Annotated in this window: 13 protein-coding genes; 6 read left to right on the top strand and 7 right to left on the bottom strand. The window is 35.2% G+C overall.

The window, feature by feature from the left end:
* Nucleotides 1–13: 13 nt before the first annotated feature.
* From ACYQ0O_RS07670 to ACYQ0O_RS07700, 7 genes are all read right to left on the bottom strand, one after another.
* A complete protein-coding gene (locus ACYQ0O_RS07670) occupies nucleotides 14–2068 on the bottom strand; it encodes a TRAP transporter permease (protein ID WP_459891845.1) in 2055 nt (684 codons plus the stop codon).
* 83 nt (nucleotides 2069–2151) lie between these two features.
* On the bottom strand, nucleotides 2152–3186 hold the full coding sequence (locus ACYQ0O_RS07675; protein WP_459891846.1) for a TAXI family TRAP transporter solute-binding subunit: 1035 nt from the start codon (nucleotides 3184–3186) through the stop codon (nucleotides 2152–2154).
* Between the two features lie 171 nt (nucleotides 3187–3357).
* Nucleotides 3358–3615, bottom strand: a complete 258-nt coding sequence (locus ACYQ0O_RS07680; RefSeq protein ID WP_459891847.1) for a hypothetical protein — start codon at nucleotides 3613–3615, stop codon at nucleotides 3358–3360.
* Between the two features lie 60 nt (nucleotides 3616–3675).
* Nucleotides 3676–4761, bottom strand: a complete 1086-nt coding sequence (locus ACYQ0O_RS07685; RefSeq protein WP_459891848.1) for a M20 family metallopeptidase — start codon at nucleotides 4759–4761, stop codon at nucleotides 3676–3678.
* Nucleotides 4762–4789: 28 nt separating this feature from the next.
* Nucleotides 4790–6343, bottom strand: coding sequence for a KamA family radical SAM protein (locus tag ACYQ0O_RS07690; protein WP_459891849.1), 1554 nt, complete (start codon nucleotides 6341–6343; stop codon nucleotides 4790–4792).
* Between the two features lie 11 nt (nucleotides 6344–6354).
* Nucleotides 6355–7740 carry an ATP-grasp domain-containing protein gene (locus ACYQ0O_RS07695; protein WP_459891850.1) on the bottom strand — a complete coding sequence of 462 codons (1386 nt, stop codon included), beginning with the start codon at nucleotides 7738–7740 and terminating at the stop codon, nucleotides 6355–6357.
* 2 nt (nucleotides 7741–7742) lie between these two features.
* Nucleotides 7743–8387: a GntR family transcriptional regulator gene (locus ACYQ0O_RS07700; RefSeq protein WP_459891851.1), complete on the bottom strand. Its 645-nt coding sequence runs from the start codon at nucleotides 8385–8387 to the stop codon at nucleotides 7743–7745.
* Nucleotides 8388–8531: 144 nt separating this feature from the next.
* On the opposite strand from ACYQ0O_RS07700, the gene ACYQ0O_RS07705 reads away from it, so the two are divergent.
* The 6 genes from ACYQ0O_RS07705 to ACYQ0O_RS07730 all read left to right on the top strand — a co-directional run.
* Nucleotides 8532–9578, top strand: coding sequence for a lipid A deacylase LpxR family protein (locus ACYQ0O_RS07705; protein ID WP_459891852.1), 1047 nt, complete (start codon nucleotides 8532–8534; stop codon nucleotides 9576–9578).
* Nucleotides 9579–9622: 44 nt separating this feature from the next.
* Entirely contained in the window at nucleotides 9623–10408 is a 786-nt protein-coding gene (locus tag ACYQ0O_RS07710; RefSeq protein ID WP_459891853.1) for a MotA/TolQ/ExbB proton channel family protein, read from the top strand.
* A 57-nt stretch (nucleotides 10409–10465) separates the two neighbouring features.
* Nucleotides 10466–12424 (top strand): TonB-dependent receptor plug domain-containing protein, encoded by a 1959-nt coding sequence (locus tag ACYQ0O_RS07715; protein ID WP_459891854.1) that lies wholly within the window; start codon nucleotides 10466–10468, stop codon nucleotides 12422–12424.
* A 4-nt stretch (nucleotides 12425–12428) separates the two neighbouring features.
* Nucleotides 12429–12980, top strand: coding sequence for a YfiR family protein (locus tag ACYQ0O_RS07720; protein WP_459891855.1), 552 nt, complete (start codon nucleotides 12429–12431; stop codon nucleotides 12978–12980).
* 7 nt (nucleotides 12981–12987) lie between these two features.
* Nucleotides 12988–15774 (top strand): ATP-binding protein, encoded by a 2787-nt coding sequence (locus ACYQ0O_RS07725; RefSeq protein WP_459891856.1) that lies wholly within the window; start codon nucleotides 12988–12990, stop codon nucleotides 15772–15774.
* A 388-nt stretch (nucleotides 15775–16162) separates the two neighbouring features.
* The coding region (locus ACYQ0O_RS07730) for a DnaJ domain-containing protein (protein WP_459891857.1) at nucleotides 16163–16460 on the top strand (298 nt) is incomplete at its 3' end.

A 16460-nucleotide genomic window follows, 5' to 3' on the forward strand; every position in this document is an offset into this window, starting at 1 on the left:
TGGCCCTATTTTTTTATCCTGCAAAAGATATCTCAGTCCTCATCCTGATCTTTTGTATGAGCAGTACAAACCCAAATAGTGCAAGACCTGGGACATACATAAGGTATTTTAACTTTGGTGATAAATGTAGAAGATCAATTCCTATTTGAGGGTTAAAAAGAATTAAAGCTGCAGCCAGGAGAAACGGGATATCATACCATTTATTCCTGGTTATGAGCCAGCCCTGAAGCACGCTTGTAAAGGCAAAAGCAGCAAATACTGCCATTATAAATATTAAAATTCCCAGGCTCCAGCTGTTTATGTGGTGGAGTATTAGATCAGGATTGAATACAAACATAAAGGGAATTATGGCAGTTCTCATATCATATAAAAATCCTTGTAAGCCAGTTGGGATTGGCTCTGAATCTGCCAGTGCTGCTGCTGCATATGACGCAAGGCCAACTGGCGGAGTATCGTCTGCCAATATCCCGAAGTAAAAGCAAAATAAATGGGCTGCCATAAGAGGGATAAAATATCCATACCTACTTCCAACTTCAACAATAACTGGAGCAGTAAGTGATGCCATGACAATATAGGTTGCTGTAGTTGGTAGTCCCATTCCAAGAAGTAAAGATGCAATTGCTGTAATGAGTAGGAGGAGAAAGATATTCCCCTGGGCGAGTTGTTCCACTATCTCAGTTATCATGCTTCCTATGCCTGTATTCACAAGTCCTACTATGATACCAGCAGAAGCACATGCAAGGGCCACAGAGATCATATTTCTGGAGCCACCAACAAACCCATCACCTATTAATTTAAATCCATTTTTTATCCCAGTGAGGATGAAATTTTCTGAGCTTCCCTTTTTCTTCAATGCAATTATTTCCTGTATAAATATTATGGCTGCAAGGACTAAAATGGATCTAAAGGCTGCAAGTTCTGGCGAATGTCTAAGAACCACCAGTTCCCACACCAAAAGTCCAATTGGAATTAGATAGTGGGCACCATTTTTTATTGTTTCCCAGAAACTGGGTATTTTTTCTGGTGGTAGACCTTTCATACCTAGTTTACTGGCCTCTAAGTGTGTTACAAAGAACAGGGCAAAATATGATACAAAAGCAGGAATGGCTGCTGCCTTTACTACATCAATATATGGGACGTTTACATATTCTGCAATAATAAATGCAGCAGCACCCATAACAGGTGGCATGAGCTGTCCATCTGTACTTGCTGCCACCTCTGTTGCTGCAGCCTTGGTAGCAGGATACCCCACACTTTTCATAAGTGGGATGGTAAATGTTCCAGTGGTAACGATATTGGCTATACTGGATCCTGACACAAGTCCAGTCAATGCACTTGATACAATGGCTGCCTTGGCAGGGCCCCCTTTAAATTTACCAAGGAGAGAAATGGCCAGATCTATAAAAAATTTACCTGCACCAGCCTTTTCCAACATGGATCCAAGGAGCACAAACAAATAAACTATGGTTGCTGAAACACCTAAGGGTATACCAAATATCCCCTCTGTGGATAGGGATATCTGGCTAACATATTTAGATAAATTCACTCCCTTATATGCAAGTACATCTGGCATGTATGGACCAAAAAATGCGTATAATGAAAAAATTATTGCTATAATTGAAAGGGCTGGTCCAATCGATCTTCTTGTTGCCTCAAGGAGCAAAATAACCATGAGCAGTCCAATTACAATGTCCCGTGTAATGGGCGATCCAGACCTCATTGCAAGTCCATTGTAATCTAAAACAATGTAGAGAACAGATAGTGCCCCTCCTATGGCAAAGACATAATCGATTAATGGTATCTTATCTGTTACACTTAAGAATTTTAGACCCCTTTTGGGCTTTTTAAATAGGGGTATAGTTAAAAATACAAGGGTAATTGCAAAGGCAAGGTGTATGGCCCTAACATATGTACTGTTCATTATTAAAAAACTTGCAAGAGACAGCTGAAAAAGGGCCCAGGATATTGCAATTGTGTTAAACAGATATCTCTCAAATGGCCTAAACTGCCTGAGTTCCCCAGTCTCTTCCTTTAGGATCTCTTTAGCTTTTTCCACTCTATCAACCATAATTCCCTCTTGTATTTCTTAAGTAATAAGAAGGAGAGACTACTAGTCTCTCCTTCTTAAAAGTTAAGTTTTATAGTTTGAACTTATTGTAAGTATTTTAAATATTTCTTTTTGTATTTTGCAGGGATTAGTTCTGGTTTTAGGTATTTTATAAGGCCAGATTCTTTGTAATACTTAAGCGCTCCCCTGTGGATTGGTGCAGTTAAACCCTGGAGCATATTTTCTTTTGTTAGAACAGCATAGGCAGGATGTAGTTTTTTAAATGCTTCAAAATTATCAAATACCTCTTTTGTAATCGCATATACGATTTTTGGGCTTACTTTTTTAGATGTAATAAAGGTTGCTTTTACTCCAATGGTTGGGATGTCTTCTTTATTTACTGCATCAGGATAGAACTTGTGAGGAATCAAGGACTTTGCGTAATAGGGATATTTTTTTAAGAGCTTTTCAACAGGCTCACCAGTAATTGGCACTATCTTTACTTTAATCCTTCCTGCTGTAGCCTCTTTTATGTTACCATTTGGATGTCCCACAGTATAGAAAAATGCATCAATCCTCTCATCTTGCAAGAGTGATGGGGCTTCAACTGCCTTTGCATATTCTGCCTTTATGTCTTTGTTTTCATCTAATCCAAAGGCAGCAAGCACGTCCCTTGAATTCTGGAGCTGTCCTGATCCTGGATTACCCAGATTTACCCTTTTACCTTTTAAATCCGCAGGGGAATTAATGCCAGAGTCAGCCCTTGCCACAAGGGTTATTGATTCTGGATGGATGGAGAATACGGACCTTAAGTTTTTCTGGGGTCCCTTGTTTTTCCATTCAGCAAGGCCATACCACGCCTGGTACTGTCTATCAGACTGGGCAATACCAAATTCCAGGTCCCCAGATAGTACTGCATTGATGTTGTATACAGATCCAGCTGTGGACTCTACTGTTACTTTTAAGTGATATTTTTTGGATTTTTTATTGACTATTCTACTTATGGCACCTCCTGTTGGGTAGTATACCCCTGTGACTCCCCCTGTACCAATGGTTACAAATCTGGTCCTACTAAAACTACTGGGTGCCCAGATCAAAGTGACGCATAGAGCCAAAATAATTGATAAAATTTTTTTCATAACCTCTCCTCCTTATAAGTTAAAATATTTAGTAAAAAATCACCAAACCCATTATGGTAAAGGTAATTGATATGGATAATAAGGGTAATAGGTGATGATTGTCAACATAGATGTAAAACAGTGTTTATTGATATAAAAATTTGGATATAAGATCTTTTTGTTTTGGACAGGCTACAGCTTTTTAAAAGGCTTTTTTTGTTCTTCTTTGGCAAGTAAATAGACCCTTATTTTATGGCTTCTGGGAAATTCTCTCTTTAATACTTTTTTTAAGTGTTTTTTCAGTTGGTCCTGGGATAAATGTATCTTCTCTTGGTAAAATCCATCTTCTTTGACCAGGAAGGATTTATCACCTGTTTTTTCAAATAGTACAGATCTGTTTCTTTTGTAAGGTCTGAGTTCTAATTTTTCCCCAATTTCTAGTTTTTTCAATTTTGATATAATGTGGGGTATACAACTTTCTTTGTGTAGCATTTAGTCTTTTATAATATGTTAAAATAAGGTAACTTTAGCCTTCAGTATGGAGAAAGTTGTAAGCAGTATTCTCTCAGGTATGGACGATTTAATAATGAATTCCTCTGTACTGTGATCCCTTCCCCCCACAGGTCCCATTCCATCTATTACCGGTGTGTTACACCTTGCAATAAAGTTGGCATCTGACACACCAGGCCTCACTTGAGGGTCAACTTTTACTCCAGCATCCTTAGATGCTTCACGTATCACTTCATACAATCCCATATTTTGTTCAGGCTCCATACAGGGTCTCTTTGATGTTATGGAAAAAATTGAACTCACTCCTGGAGTTTTGTTATTTTCACAAATGTTTCTTACTTTTTCCATGAGCTCATTTTCCTGGTGTTCTTTAGAGAACCTGAAATCAGCTAAAAGTGTGCATGATTCTGGAACTGTGTTTGGACCAATACCACCTTCAATTTTTCCTGCATTGGCAGAGATTCCATTTTCTTTGTCATTTAATTCCTCGATTTCTATTATTTTGCGTGCCATCTCCAGGATTGCCGAAGGTTTATTTTGTATACTATAAGCTGCATGGGATGCCTGTCCAGTGGTTTCAATCTTAAGACCAATCTTTCCCTTTCTTCCAACTACAACTTCTCCATTTTCTCCAGCCCCTTCAAATACAAAACCGCACCTTGCTTTTCTTGCATATGATTCAATTAACTCCTTTGAATGGATTGAACCTATTTCTTCGTCTGAATTTATCAAAAACACAACTGGCAGGTCTTTGAGTAGGCCCAAATGTCCTAAATAAATTAGTGAAAAGAGGGCCACAATAAGCCCTCCCTTCATATCAAATACCCCAGGCCCAAAGATTTTTTCTTTACTTTCAAGAAATTTGTTAAATCCAAGGTCTTCAGGAAAGACTGTATCAATGTGTCCCATTAAGAGGATATAGTTTTTACTAACATTTGATATAACCAGGTTCCTGTTTTTTTGTTCAATATTAAGTGATGTTGGAACATTATTTGCTAATATCTCCAAACAGTTATAAATACCATCTAAGTTATATGAATATGTGTTAATTTCTACAATTTTTCTAAAGAAAGAAATTAAATTCATTTCATTTTTTGAGTAAAATGAAGAAAATTTATTTTTTATACCTGAAAAAGGAAAATTCTTTATTTGAGTATTCTTTTTTGTCTGCATCTGGATATTTTACCTCTTCTCCACTCCATGGTTTTTTTAAGATAATATTCCCATTATCACGTCCCACTACATTGGACCTGTGCAGGGGTATTTTCCCTCCAGCTGTTGCAATATATCTTGGTATTGCATCGCCAGAGATATTTCCATACATGCCTTCCACAATGTCCTGGCCAACTTCAATTGGTACCCTTAAATGAGCAAATTGTGGATTCCTGTAACTGCAATTAAAGATATAATACGGCCTTACATAGGCCTCTTGAATTACCTCACAGAGTTTCCACATCTTCTCCTTTGTATCATTAACACCTTTTAGAAGCACTGCCTGATTTAAAACTGCCATCACCCTTTTGGATATATTTTTAAAGGCCTTTTTTGAGACAGGGGTGATTTCCTGGGGGGTGTTGATCTGGGTCACCACCCTAACTGGCTTTTTGTCATTGCTCTGTTCTAAAATATCCAATAATTCATTATCTATCCTCTGGGGGGTTGTAACAGGTATCCTTGTGCCAAGCCTCTTCAGCTTTACATGGTCTATTTTATCCAACTCATCTAAAATCCACTTGATGAGTCTATTGGGCAAAATAAAGGCATCTCCTCCTGTTATTAAAACGTCCCTTATATTCTGGTTTTTTCGGATGTAATCAATTGCCTCTTCATATGCCTCTTTTTTGTAAATTCTGTCTTTTTTACCTATATGGGCAATTCTGAGACAATGTGTACAATACATTGCACACATGTTGGTTGATTTTATGGTGAGAACCCTTGGATAAAATTGGTCAATTAACCTTGCAGGGGAATGGTCTGCTGCAACTGGAGGGATCTCCACTCCCACATTGTCAACCATCTCACCTGTTGGTACACACTGGATAAGTACTGGATCATCTAGTTTATTTGGCATAATCAACGACGCATAGTATGGAGTTAGCCTCATCCTGTATTTTTTTGTTACCCTAAGAATATCTGAAAAGGCCTTTTCAGGGAGTTTTAACACCTTAGATAGGGTGTCCACATCCTGGATTACGTTTTTGATCTGTCCCTGATAGGTATTAAATTCTTCTTCTGAGATGTTTAACGCCTTTTTTATACGTTCTTTATTTTCCAAAATCTGGTCCCATAGTTCTATTCCACTTGGGGCTATTTTATCCTTATTTTCCACATAGGTTTTGATCCTCTCATTTGCTTCATCTACAATTTTGAGTGCCCTTAAAACTCTCCCTCCTATGGTTACATGATGTTCGTCTATTTCACCATGTTTTTCAGCAAGTATGGTCAAATCTTCCTTAGATAGGCCAAAAGATAGGGGGGAGATATTGTCTTTTTCAGCAAAAGAAAGGAGCTTTTTAAATAGATCTACAATTGGAGATAAGAGTTCCTTTGATAGAGCTATGTTATATAGTTCTTTGACCTCATCAACAATAGTTCTTGGAAGTTCCTTTTTTTCTCCTTTAAACAAAATATCAAAAAGCTCTGTGGTGTATGTATCCTGATATTGCATAATTTTTCCTCCTAACCCAAAAATATAGTGTTTTCAATTAATTTTTTTCCAAACTTAATCCCATCTAACATATCCTCTCTGTTATTTGCCACAGATACCACCCTGGCTAAAAATGTCCCTGTGGTGATAATAAAATCATTTCCAATGTGTTCTAAGACCATGAAGTCTTTTTTTAATTTTCCCTGCGCGACTTTTCTAAATACCTCCCTTTCGTTTCTGAACTGGGGTATGTATCCTTCAGTTATGGTATTTGTTGGAACTTTGAAGTTGTAAGTTCCCCAAAATATTTTTGGACACATATCAGGTTCAATGGTCCCTTCTGGAAATTTTTCCTGTGTTACACTGAAAAGTTCAAGTTCAGGAAGGTTTGGACTGGAGGGAGGGAGACAATTTTCAAGGGTGCAGCAAAATTCAATGGTGGTCCCCTGTTTTCTGGCATTTATTTCTACAAAAAAGATGTTGAAATCATCATCCACTATAAAATCGCATCCAAAAATCCCCCTGTATCCCAATGAGCCCATAAATCTACCAATTTTTCTTGTATATTCTTTTAGGGTGTCAATAACTTTTCCTGGAAGCCTGGATGGATAAGTTGATCCAGTAAATTTGTTCCCATCCACAATTTGTTGGTCTGCAACCCCAGCAATATAGACATCTTTTTCATTTGCCACAACTCCTAGTACTGTAGGATCATAAGAATGGGGGATGTATCTGGAAATAAGATATGTTGTATCCACGCCTTTAAAAAAATTTTCCACTTCCCTGTGGTTATAAGCGATTGTGCTACTGGATCCACCAGCACTGTATTCGTGGGATACAAATATCCCCTCATCCCACTCTCTTCTAAGTGCTTTTACCTCTTCTATTAGCTCATTAAATCCATTGCATATTTTAAATTCCGCAATTGGAACTAAATTTTTCAGTGAATTATATTGAAAAGGTTTGTTATTGAGTTTTTTTACAAGATAGGGATCAGGTCCTATCAATTTAACCTTGGGATGTTGCAGGAGTTTTAAATGGGGAGAGCTCTCATACATATATACATATATTTCACCTTGCCTTTGTAAAATTTGTTCAATTAATTCTTGAACGAATTTGCTGTAAGACACAGCAGTGTAAAACTCCATTGCTGTTATTCTGCAACTTACCCTCTTTTTGTTGTTAGATTTGCATGTATATTTTTCAGCAACAGGGTTTATTACTACAACATTATCATAGTCATATTGTTCAAAGACATCTGGTACTATGGCTATAAAATCAATTTCTTTATCTGGAAATATTTTTTTTACTGCGTCTTTAAAAAACAAATTAATTCCATATGTTTTTAGCTCACCCACGTATAAAAAATAGTATTTATCTGGGTCATATTCAAAATTTGAAAATATAATTTTGTCCATTTTTACCCTGCCTCTATTAAATTTGAGATTTTTTTTCCTGTCTCAAAATAGTGTTCTCTAATAATATATTCTAGCTCTAATTTGTTTCTTTTTTTTATTATGTGTAAGATATTTTCATGTCTACTCTTTATTTGATCTGGAGAATAGATTTTGGGCCAGAAGTTAAAAAACAGGATATGACATATGAATCCGAATCTTTTGGTTTCATTGAGTAAGAGGTTATTTTCGCATCCCAGAATTAAGAGATTGTGGAATTGATCCCCCCATTCAATTAATTTTTTATTTTTGTGTTTTAATGCGGCATCATACATCTTATTTACAAGATTAGATAATTTTCTGATATTTTTTAAATTAGACTCCATGGAGTTTACAACAGCATAGCCTTCTAAAAGCCCCCGGGTAGTGTATATGTCCATGGCCTCTTGTGGCGTGGTTTTTTTTAGATATGTTCCTTTGTAAGGTTTATATTCCAGGATTTTTTCAGCAATGAGTTCCCTTAGGGCTTCTCGTACAGGGGCTCTGCTAATTTTGAGTATTTCTGCTAGTTCTTTCTCCTTGATTTGATCCCCTGGTGTTACTTTGTGATTGAGTATTAAGTCAATTACGTATTTTTTTACTTTGTCTTTATAGGTGCTGCGAAAAAACATAATAATTAAAAGTAGTTAATATTTTGTCGAATGTCGACAATTTTTAACGGATAGCTCGATATGTGTCAAGAACATTTTTTTATTGCTAGGTCCCTATTTTGTTTGTTAATTATTAATAAAATATGTATAAGGAGGTTGTTGCTAATGAAAATTTTTGAGAATTTTATGAGAAGAATTAGAGTTATATACAAGGCTATTTTTTTGTGCATTGTCCTTATTATGTCATTAAAGTTAGAAGCCTATTGTATTGAGTATAGTATGTTGGGATTTGAGTTTTTGAATGATGCCTTTTTTCAAAAGGACAACAAAATATCTAGCAGCTGGAATATAGATGTCTATTCCAAGGTTGGTACTTCATGGGGTAAATTTGGGAAATATGGTAATAAGTTGGACAGGCTTGAAGAATGTTTAGGACTGTCAACGGATGTGTTTCACAGGATTACCCTTAGTTTAGGTCAGCTAATACAGACACCAGATGATTTACAGAGGCGAGATTTAATAAGGAATGATGTACCATATGCAGCTCTTTTATTGGGTAGTCTGAATCTCTATTCATTTAACAGGGACCAATTTAATGGATTGCAACTGGTGGTAGGAGTGGTAGGTCCCTTGGCCATTGGGGAGCAAACCCAGAAATTTGTACACAGGGATGACCCAAAGGGATGGACACATCAACTCCATTCAGAGCCTATTTTGAATTTGAATTTATTGGTAAAAAGAAAGGTGTGGAGGCTTGGTGACTACAATGGATTTTCAAGTGATTTAGATGCTGGTATTCATGCAGGTGTTGGAAATCTTTTCACCCAAGCAAGTGTGTTAACTTCTATTAGATTTGGATACAATATTCCTGCAGGGTTTACCTACATTCCATATCCAATAGGTTTTAGTTTAAATTACAATGCAGAGATGCCCAGGCTTTCAAACAAATGGTCATTTTATTTTAATCTGGGTGTAAGTGGATCTGGGTTTGCAAGGAACTTGCTTTTTGATGGAAATACGTTTAGGCAGAGCCACAGTGTCCATGGAAAGGACTTTGTGGCCCAGGTTTTTGGAGGGGTTCACTTACTTTATGGTAGATTTGCCCTGAGATTTTACGTTATGGTGACAACCGATGACGTGGATGTAGGGAGCACTTATAAAGGTGCAGATAATGAGAGATTTGGTACTGTTGTGTTAGAATGGTCATTTTGACCCAAGTTTATCAAAATAATAAACCTGGGTTGTGGGAAATCAATATGATTTTTTCTAAGAAAAAAGAACAGATAGTTACAGACAACAGAGAGGTTAGTTTTCAAGGGAGTGACTTAGATGTAGTGGAAATTCCCACAGAGGCTGTTGCTGCCTACTGGCTTTCTCTTAAAAAGGTGAGTGGAAGAAATTGGAAAAAGGCGGTTTTACATGAGGCTGCCTATACATCTGAGCCCTTTATTAAACACGTGTTAGACCTGATAGTATCATCTTTTGATGACAATAGTATTAGAAGATATGCAAGGTTTAAGATGAATACCTATTTAAAGGAGTTTCAAAGAAAGTTTGTAATAATAAGCATAGGTCTTTTGGGTATTTCTGCCAGGGAAAATCCCCAGCAGATACTAATCAGGATAATGTCAAAATTTCCCCTTCCCCCTACTTCTGATCTTAAATTATTTAAAGATGCCCAGGTGTTAATATCCAGTGTTGAACAAGGCAAGAGTCCATTTGTTGAAATATACCATGGCCTGCATCCAGAGATACTAATAAAAAATCTTCTATTTTATTCAATGTTAAGTAGGCGAAAAGATGTAAATTTTTGTGTAGAATACAGCAAAAAAGTGAGGTCTCCCTTTTTTAAGGAAGGACTTAGCCTTATATTAGATGGCTTTGACACAGAGTTTATTAAATATCGGTTAAATCTTCAACAGAGAGAGATATTGTATGAAACAGAACAAAAGATGAATATGTCCATTGAAATGGCCATTTGCTTAAGAAACAATGTGCCTTATGATGATATGTTTAAGGTGGCAAATAGTTTTTTGATTTAAAAATATATTTATCATTTTTTATAACACGTTTAATAATTTTATAGAAGGTATGCGGTAATGAAGAGGTTTTTTATATTGATGTTAGGTATATTTTTTTGTGTTCCCCACCTACTATTTGGTGATGGAGTTGATTTGACAGATTTATCCATTGAAGAATTAATGAATTTAGAGATCACCACCATATTAAAAGAAGAAAAAAAGGTAAAAGATATCCCAGCATCTATTTATATTATAACCAAGGAAGACATAAAGAGGTCAGGAGCAACCTCCATACCTGAGCTTCTCAGGATGGTGCCAGGCGTTGATGTTGCACAAATTAATTCTCATTTATGGGCAATAACCATTAGGGGATTTAATGATGAGTACTCCAATAAACTTCTTGTATTAATAGACGGCAGGTCTGTATACTATCCACTATTTTCTGGGGTGTGTTGGGATAAACAGGATCTGGTTCTAGAAGATATTGAGAGGATAGAGATTATCCGGGGACCTGGTGCAAGTATATGGGGTGCAAATGCTGTAAATGGAGTTATAAATATAGTTACAAAAAACAGCAAAGATACCCAGGGGGTCTATGTTTCAGCCCTTGCTGGAAATTTTCATAGGGGAATTAGCTCTTTTAGATATGGAGGAAGGTTAAAAGATAACTTGACTTACAGGGTGTACTTAAAATCTAGGGAAATAGGAAATACCTACAAAAAACAAGGGGGACGCAGCCCTGATGACTGGCGGGATTTAAGAGGGGGATTTAGAGTAGATCTTAGCCCGTCACTTAAGGATAGTCTTATGATCTCTGGGGATATATTTCATAAGCACACTGGCCATTTAATATCTTATGAGGACTTAAATTTTCCATACTATCATTCTTTTGAAGACGATTCAAGGGAGGGTGGTTTTAATATAAACACGAGATATGAACATAAAATTGGAAAGAATAAACTCACTCTAACCTCCTACATTGATAGGACAACATATGACGATCCCATATCCAACTGGAAGGTATTTACCCTTGATGGGGAGATTAGGTATGAGCACAAGCTCAGTAGGCACGATATTATCATGGGGGTTGGTGGAAGGTTAATAGACACTGAGTTTGATGGTGTTTTTAGTTTTGATTTTGATCCCCACTCTAAAAGGAGTTACATTGGTTCTGCTTTTTTTCAGGATAATATTTCTGTATATAGAGACAAGTTGTTTTTTATGGTTGGAGGAAAGCTTGAAAAGCACAGTCTTGTTTCTCCAAAGATTTTGCCAACAGCTAGATTACTCTACAAAATAAATAAAGACCATACCTTGTGGGCAGCTGTGTCTAAATCCATTAGGACTCCATCAATGGGGGAAAGGTATATAGTTATTCGTAAACTATTAAGTGGCCCCAATTATCCCATTGTGTTGAGCATGTATGGGAATAAGCATGTTAAATTAGAGAGGGTTAATAGCTATGAGATGGGATATAGGGGAAGTATAAATACTAACCTATCATTTGATATTAGTCTTTTTGCCAATGAATACAGGGACATCCCTGATATGTATATACCTAACTTTCCCCCTGCAACATTTGGTTTTGTTGGAAACTATTTAGAGGGAGAGAGTTATGGTACAGAGATGACTCTAAAATCCAAGCTATATGATAGGGTTAAACTATATCTTGGATATTCATATAAAAAGATATTTTTACACAACAAATCTCCATATCAAAACTTTTTGATAGGTGAGAAGCTGGAACATGAGTCTCCTGAGAGCACTGTCACATTGACCAGTTATATAGATATAAAGAAAAATTTGTCCTTAAATATGTTTTTTAGGTATGTAAGTGGCTTAAATTCAATTAATGTAGATCCATATTTTTCTGGAGACATGGCCCTTAACTGGCAGGTAAACGAGAAGCTGAGACTGAAATTTGTTGTGGAAAATATGTTTGACCCAAGACATACAGAGTTTGGGCCACATTTTTTAGACCCTTATGTAACTGAAATACCGAGAAAATATTATATTAAAGTGGAGTACAGTTTTTAATACAATGAAAGGCTTGAGAAAAACAGTTATTATTATTTTGGTTGTGTGGATTTTTTTTACAAGTCCTACCAGTTATGCCATGGATCTTAACAATGTTTCAGTGTATGATATAAAGGCTGCCTTTGTATATAATTTTTTAAAATTTATTGAATTTAAGAATAAGAGAGTCCAAAAGGATTGTATTAATATATGTGTTTGTAGCAATGAAGTAGCCAAAAAATCCTTTGAAAGGCTGCAGGGGAAAAAAATTGGCTCAAAGATAATAAAAGTTAGATTTTTAAATAATTTGAAAAACAAAGTTTATATCTGTAATGTTCTTTTTTTGCAACGGGATGTTACAAAAAATCTTGAGTATTCTAAATTTTTAGATAAGATTAACAGTATGGGAATACTCTCAATAAGCGATTTAAGAAATTTTGCTGAATATGGTGGAATAATAGAGTTATTTCCTCAAAATAATAAAATTAGATTTAAGATAAATTTAAGATCCGCTGAAAAGGCAAACATAAAAATACATGCAAGATTGTTACAGTTAGCAAGAGGAGTAATAAAGTAATATTATTATGGATGCAAAAATTATTGGTAAAAAAATGTCAATAAAAGAAAAGATTGTTAGAATAATATTTTTGGTTACAGGTAGTTGTGTAGTATTAAGTAGTGTCCTTTTGACAATTTATGTTACTATTTCCAAAATTTATGCAAAAGAGGAAAATTTAAAGTTGTTGACAACAGTAGTTGGGAATAATTGTGTGGGGGCCATTACTTTTGGTGATAGAGAATATGCAAACGAACTATTAAAGGGATTCTCAACAATTGATGATTTAAGACTTGTTGCAATACTAGATAAGGATTTAAAATTATTCTCATACTACATTAACAAAGACAAATTAGAAGAGAAATATAAAAATAATAAAAAAGCACTATTTGAATATATCAAAGATACTGTAAAGACTCATTCCTTTATTAAGGGTATTTTTAAAAATCAATTAAATGTAATCCACCCAATTGTTTTTAAAAAGGAATTATTGGGATATATAGTAGTTTCCATATCAACCATTTCTATTTATAAAAATTTATTTGCCATTTATGGTGTATTCATATTTGTTTCAGCCCTATGTATATTATTGGGCTATTATTTAGCCAATAGGCTACATGTAGTCATATCAGATCCAATAAATAATTTATACCAAAAGATGAGTTATATATCTAAAAGTAAAGACTATACCTTGAGGGTGGAAAAGATCCAAGAAGATGAAATAGGTGATCTTATAGACATGTTTAATGAGATGATCACCCAGATACAAAAAAGGGATATGGAATTAGAGGAACATAGGGAAAGGTTAGAAGATGTGGTGAAGGAGAGGACTAAAGAACTCGTGAAAATGAATGAAGCCTTGAACCAAACAGTAAAGGAGCTGAGAAAGGCAAAGGTGGAGGCAGAGGAGGCGGCAAGGGCAAAGACAATTTTTCTTGCAAATATGAGTCATGAAATCAGGACTCCCTTAAATGGTATATTGGGGATGGTGGAATTATTGAAAAATAGCAAGTTAGATAGTAAACAGATGCACTATATATATACCATTGAAAAGTCAGGTAACATATTACTATCATTGATAAATGATATACTGGACTACTCCAAGATAGAATCAAAAAACATGGAACTTCATCCAGATGAGTTTGATCTTTGGTTCTGTTCAGAGGACGTTATAAAGACATTTTTGCCAACTAGCTTAGAGAAAGGTATAGTTATAGATCTCTCTATCTCAAAAGGAGTACCTAGGTATGTTGTTGGTGATCAGGCAAGGGTAAAACAGATTCTAATAAACCTTGTTGGTAATGCGGTAAAGTTTACCAAACAGGGTGGGGTATTTTTAGAACTTAAACTAAGATCCTCCCTAGATGAAGTAGATTTAATTGAAATAATGGTAAAGGATACAGGTATTGGTATCCCTAAAGACAAACAAACCACTATTTTTGAGCCCTTTAAACAAATAGACGAAGGCTGGTCTAGAAAGTTCCAGGGGTCTGGGTTGGGCCTAGCTATTACAAAAAATTTGGTAGATTTAATGGGTGGGGATATTTCACTAAAGAGTGAAGTTGGAAAGGGAACTGTTTTTACCCTGGCCCTTCCTTTTAAGAGATCAAATAAAGTTGATGAATATAAGGGGAAATATAGTTATACAGGACTATGTTTCTATCTATGTTCTTCTCTTGGATCTGACTTAAGGGGATTTATGAAATTTTTAGGATACTTAGGTGTAGATTATCAAGTCATTTATGAAGAAGATATTCCTATGTTAGATAACAATAAGGGTGTATTGATCCTTGATATAAGTATTGCCAGAAGGTTTAAAGATAAATTATCTTCTCTAAAAGAGTCCCATTCAATATTAGACGCAATTTTGGTCCTGGACTTTGGTCAAAGTATAGATGATGAACTCCAGGACTTTAATTTTATCTTGAATAGGCCCTTTATGTTACAAGACATTACAAAATTAATAGAGTCTCTTATATCAAAGGAAAAACAAGACAAGAAAGAAAGATTTTCTGATGAAGTAGATCTATCAAATAAACAAGTCTTAGTAGTTGAAGACAATGAAGTAAATTTAGAGTATTTAACAAGTTTACTTAAAATATATGGTGTAAGAGTAATTGCTACAAATAACGGGAAAGATGCTATAGAAATTTTGAAAAAGCAACAAGTAGATCTTGTATTTATGGACTGTCAAATGCCAGGTATTGATGGATTTAAGGCAACCAAGATAATTAGAGAATTAGAACAGAAAGGTCAAATGTCCTCAGAGTATACCCCTATAGTAGCAGTAACAGCCTATGCCTTAAAAGGAGACAAGCAAAGGTGTATAGATGCTGGTATGGACGATTACATAAGCAAGCCTTTTAATGCAGATGCCATAAAAAAAGTATTGGTAAAGTGGTTTCATGAGGGTTTTGCATCAAAAGACACTGCTTTACATAAGCAGAATACAGATAATATTGACTCAATAATAAATGAGGCGCCAATTGAGGAATTAAAGAAAATAGGTGGAGATAGGGTTGTGAAAAAGATTGTTGGTATGTTTATTGAGAGGGTTCCAAAGGTGATATCTGAACTTCAAGATGTTCATAAACAGGATGACAGAGAAACCTTTCATGGCCTTGTACATTCGCTAAAGTCTTCTGCTGCAACAGTTGGGGCAATGAGGGTATCTAATGTGGCGGAGGAATTAGAAGAAATTACCAGGAACAAGACATATGAGTTTAATGATCTACGAGAAAAATTAGATAGACTAAAATTTGAGTTAAATGCAGCAAAAAAGGCACTTGAAAAATATATAGATGGGCTTGGTTAATATTAATAGGCCCGACATACCCGGTAAGTTCACATGGATCTTTTCAAGAGTTTTTTCATTTGTTGTAAAGAATAGTTCATGTCCTGTAGGTCCTGGCGTTGCTTCCATTAGCTTTTTAAGTATCTTTGCCATATTTGGAGGTGTTACAGTTTTTTATTAAATGGCCTTTTTTATTCCAACTTGATAATCTTGATAAACCTGGTACACCATGAATATAAACTTTATATTTTTAAAATCACAAGGTAAATCTGTCCTGTGATAGATAAGGTGAGTAGAGTTAAAACTAAGGAGTAGAAAATCTTATAGGCATATAACCAGTTGATAAATCAAAAAAAATATATTATTGATTTACAAAAAATAAAATGCATGAGAAAAAAAGGCTATTAGAATGCAAAGAGAGGACATATTGAAATATTGTTATGTTCTTTTTGAACCAGCAAAGGATAAGATTGACTCATCATTCATAAAATCCATAAATATAGATTACGTAAAAACAGTATTCAGGAAAAAGGCATTCAAATATCATCCAGATTTTTATTGTAGTCAACCTAAGGAATTAATAGAGCAAAAAAAGGAGCATTTTATAAAATTAGTTGAAGCATATGAAATTATCACTGACTATTTGAGTAAGACACATGTCCAGAAGAAAAAAATAAACGCTAATGTTAAGAATAGGAGCAGCAACA

This window comes from Desulfothermus okinawensis JCM 13304, assembly GCF_054654515.1.

What these genes read in the sequence shown, in the direction of transcription:
- ACYQ0O_RS07710 (WP_459891853.1), top strand. Translation starts at nt 9,623, where the DNA reads ATGATTTTTTCTAAGAAAAAAGAACAGATAGTTACAGACAACAGAGAG.
- ACYQ0O_RS07695 (WP_459891850.1), bottom strand. Translation starts at nt 7,740, where the DNA reads ATGGACAAAATTATATTTTCAAATTTTGAATATGACCCAGATAAATAC.
- ACYQ0O_RS07700 (WP_459891851.1), bottom strand. Translation starts at nt 8,387, where the DNA reads ATGTTTTTTCGCAGCACCTATAAAGACAAAGTAAAAAAATACGTAATT.
- ACYQ0O_RS07705 (WP_459891852.1), top strand. Translation starts at nt 8,532, where the DNA reads ATGAAAATTTTTGAGAATTTTATGAGAAGAATTAGAGTTATATACAAG.
- ACYQ0O_RS07720 (WP_459891855.1), top strand. Translation starts at nt 12,429, where the DNA reads ATGAAAGGCTTGAGAAAAACAGTTATTATTATTTTGGTTGTGTGGATT.
- ACYQ0O_RS07670 (WP_459891845.1), bottom strand. Translation starts at nt 2,068, where the DNA reads ATGGTTGATAGAGTGGAAAAAGCTAAAGAGATCCTAAAGGAAGAGACT.
- ACYQ0O_RS07690 (WP_459891849.1), bottom strand. Translation starts at nt 6,343, where the DNA reads ATGCAATATCAGGATACATACACCACAGAGCTTTTTGATATTTTGTTT.
- ACYQ0O_RS07685 (WP_459891848.1), bottom strand. Translation starts at nt 4,761, where the DNA reads ATGAATTTAATTTCTTTCTTTAGAAAAATTGTAGAAATTAACACATAT.
- ACYQ0O_RS07725 (WP_459891856.1), top strand. Translation starts at nt 12,988, where the DNA reads ATGGATGCAAAAATTATTGGTAAAAAAATGTCAATAAAAGAAAAGATT.
- ACYQ0O_RS07715 (WP_459891854.1), top strand. Translation starts at nt 10,466, where the DNA reads ATGAAGAGGTTTTTTATATTGATGTTAGGTATATTTTTTTGTGTTCCC.
- ACYQ0O_RS07675 (WP_459891846.1), bottom strand. Translation starts at nt 3,186, where the DNA reads ATGAAAAAAATTTTATCAATTATTTTGGCTCTATGCGTCACTTTGATC.